3 protein-coding genes and 1 pseudogene are annotated in these 3,106 nt (G+C 45.6%); 2 read left to right on the forward strand and 2 right to left on the reverse strand.

The window, feature by feature from the left end:
- Nucleotides 1-17: 17 nt before the first annotated feature.
- Both PN462_RS03265 and PN462_RS03270 read left to right on the forward strand, forming a co-directional pair.
- A pseudogene (locus tag PN462_RS03265) lies at nucleotides 18-140 on the forward strand (helix-turn-helix domain-containing protein); the annotation flags it as partial.
- Between the two features lie 49 nt (nucleotides 141-189).
- The gene (locus PN462_RS03270) at nucleotides 190-939 is read left to right on the forward strand and encodes an adenylate/guanylate cyclase domain-containing protein (protein ID WP_272126508.1); all 750 of its coding nucleotides are present in this window, start codon (nucleotides 190-192) and stop codon (nucleotides 937-939) included.
- A 293-nt stretch (nucleotides 940-1,232) separates the two neighbouring features.
- On the opposite strand, the gene PN462_RS03275 is transcribed toward PN462_RS03270, so the two are convergent.
- The gene (locus PN462_RS03275) at nucleotides 1,233-2,195 is read right to left on the reverse strand and encodes a hypothetical protein (protein WP_272126509.1); all 963 of its coding nucleotides are present in this window, start codon (nucleotides 2,193-2,195) and stop codon (nucleotides 1,233-1,235) included.
- Nucleotides 2,192-2,866, reverse strand: a complete 675-nt coding sequence (locus tag PN462_RS03280) for a YdcF family protein (protein WP_272126511.1) — start codon at nucleotides 2,864-2,866, stop codon at nucleotides 2,192-2,194. Before PN462_RS03280 ends, PN462_RS03275 begins: the two co-directional genes overlap by 4 nt.
- Nucleotides 2,867-3,106: the final 240 nt, after the last annotated feature.

Here is a 3,106-nt window from a genome sequence, read left to right on the forward strand (position 1 = left end):
GGAGCTAAAAGAAGTCGGTGAAAAGCTTTAAGACAAAGCTAAAACTTAATAACAAGCAACGGACTATAATGGCTAAACACGCTGGTGTGGCTCGTCATGCTTGGAATTGGGGATTGGCTACTTGTCAAGAGATATACGAGTTAGGTCTCAAAAGATCCAAGCTAGGAAGTAAACATCAAATGATTAAGTTTGAGTAAGTTTTATAGAGCGGATGGGATTATTGTTTTTTTTGGAGCCCCGACTCAGCGGCCAGATGATGGCGATCGCGCGATCGCCTGTGCAGTGGCCATGCAGTTGGCCATGGAGGAAGTCAACCAAAACCTGAAAACCCAAGGGTTTCCTCCCTTAAAAATGGGAATTGGCATTGATACCGGGGAAGTGGTAGTGGGAAATGTGGGGTCTCAGAAACGGGCCAAATGGACCGTGGTGGGCTATCATGTCAACCTAGCGGCCCGCATTGAATCCTTTACCGCCGGGAATCAAATTTTAGTATCTTGGGATACCCTACGCACCGCCCAAGCTGAGGTACAAGTGGAACAACAACGGATGGTCAAACCCAAGGGGTTTAAAGACCCGATGAATATTTATGAGGTGCAGGGAATTGGGGGGAAATATAATTTATTTTTGTCGTCTAAGGATGAGTTAATCCGGTTAAAAACCCCCATTGAGATTGGGTTTGCTTTGGTGGTAGAAAAGGAAGTGACAGAACAGAAATTTTTAGGCTATTTTGTGGAACTTTCTACGAATAGTGCGGTGGTGGAGTCGGGACAGTCCGTTGAACCGTTGAGTAATGTACAAATCGCGCTCCCAGACTATGAGGAGGCTGAGGATTTATATGCTAAGGTGCTGAGGGTGGAAGGAAAGCGGTTTTTTGTACGTTTTACGCTAGTTTCTCCTCGGGTTGAGGAGTTATTGTTTCAGTTGGTTAAGAGTAGTTGATAATTAATAATTGGTAATTAATAATTCAAATAGAGTTTATTCGTTCGCAGTAAGCTAAGAGCTTATTGTAACCCCGTTCGCAGTAAGCTAAGAGCTTATTTTAACCCCGTTCGTAGTAAGCTCTTTAGAGCTTACATTCACCCGAAACCTTTTTAATACTCTCGTAGATCAATCAACCCGTTTTTAACGGGTTTAAGCTCTTAGCCTTGGGTTTAAACCCAAGGCGTATTGAGAGGCCAACCAACAACAAATCACCCACAACAAATCACCCACAACAAATCACCCACAACAAATCACCCACCTCCCCGTCGGCGACGACTGCGGCCAGAACGACTGGTCGAAACATCGTATTCTAACGCCGCCCCGATCGCAAATAAAACCCCACTAAACACATAAAACACCTCCAAAAACCCCCCACTCTCATATTGATCCGGCAACGTCGTAGCATACTTTAACCACATATCCGCAATATACTTCGCCAACGCCGCCGCCGCAATCATTTGCCAAGACCGAGAAAACCGTCCCCCCCAAAACGCCAACAACAGCGTTGAAGCAATAATCAGAAAAATAATATCCGAAATGGTGTAAAACAAATTCACCGGACGGGCAAACACCCTGAGAAACTTATCCGTTGCCTCAATCAACCCAGGCACATCCGCATAGGGATCAGGGGCCGGGGCCGCTTGTTCAGTGGGAGTAGGGGGTGGAGTTTCCACTCCTCCTTCTTCTGGGGCCCCGAAAGTCAACCAAATGGCCGAGGCAATACCTAAAAACGCCACTCCGGCCACAATTAACCACTGTCGCCATTCTAAATTTAACCGTCGGGGCAATACCGCCAAAACCATGCCCCACGTAATAAACACCGTAAACAGTAGATAAAATAAATCTGCCGGAGAAATTTCGGGATCAAGACCAAAATATAACTCCCAAATCCCAAAAATAAAATTGGCGAGAGAATAGGATCCCAACCCCAACCCCATATACAGCCAAACATCAGACCCACTGGCAATCTGCGGACTTTTCCAGTTGCGGTAACAGAGCCAAGTGGCAAAAATAAAGGGGACGGTTTCCCAAATATACGTGCCAATCAAATACCAAAAGGGACTATCTTGGCCTGGAGGGGTAATACTGTAGGAGAGGAAGAAAAAGACCGTTGCAGAAGACCAGAGCAACCCCATAAAGACAATATTTTGTCCATTGAGGAACTGAGAAAGATTAAGATTACTAAATGGGAGTTTCTTGTCCGATTTACTCATAGTCGTTGCCCTTGTAACTCTTGGATTAGATCATCCAAACCCGCTTGATGTTCACATTCAAACCCCTTTTCTAACCAAGAAGCTAACTCCACTTCAGGTAAATAGGTGATCCGATCGCACTCTGGCTGAAAAAATTGACCAATAATAGCCCAGAGAAAACTCCGCCCTACATCGGCCACCGTCTTCAAGAGAAACTCTTGATTGCCCGGTATGCCCGTTTCTTCCGCCACATCTAAATCTACCCATATCCCTTGGGCTCCTAGATGAATCTGTGCCATCCAAATTGCCCTAGGTAAATGACTTTGGGATGTAATTAATTTAATATGTCTTGCCCCCCATTGTTTTAAAATCGGCGTACTGTAATAAAAATTACCAAAGGTATTGCGGGCGCACCGTTCCAACCAAACGCCAGTCAGGGGAGCATTTGCCCGTTCAAACAGCAGCAAGACACAGGGATCAGGGGCCCCATTAGAAATTAACACACGCTGATCCGGTTGCTGTTGTAATAACTCTGTAATGTACATTTCCCGTCGGATACTCCCCCCCAACACAAAGAGAGTATCAACGGGTTGGTTGGCCGCCCCCTGTAAGCGGAGGAATAAAAAAAGAATCCACCCTAAGAAGATGCCCAACCCTGTCAAACCTAGATACTTCAGCCAACGCCATTTCATATAACATCAAAATCTCCGAAAAATCGGGTAAAGTTAGCTTCGTCAAGGTTTCCCAAGTTGGTTAATCTAGCCATACTTCCTTACCTCTCTGCGGATGTTTAATGACCAGACAAAGAGCCTAAAACTAGCTACGCATTTTAGGGTTTGATGGCTTAGGAAACGGAGTCCATGAAGGACAGAGACTGGTCAGCTACTTGAAGGAAGGCACGAAGCCTCTTCCTTCAAGGAAGAGGTGCTGAC

Origin of the sequence: Spirulina sp. CS-785/01 (genome assembly GCF_028330525.1) — a bacterium.
Lineage (GTDB): Bacteria > Cyanobacteriota > Cyanobacteriia > Cyanobacteriales > Spirulinaceae > JAQMSD01.

Coding starts and splice junctions, on each gene's coding strand:
- PN462_RS03275 (WP_272126509.1), bottom strand. CDS start 2,195: ATGAGTAAATCGGACAAGAAACTCCCATTTAGTAATCTTAATCTTTCT.
- PN462_RS03280 (WP_272126511.1), bottom strand. CDS start 2,866: ATGAAATGGCGTTGGCTGAAGTATCTAGGTTTGACAGGGTTGGGCATC.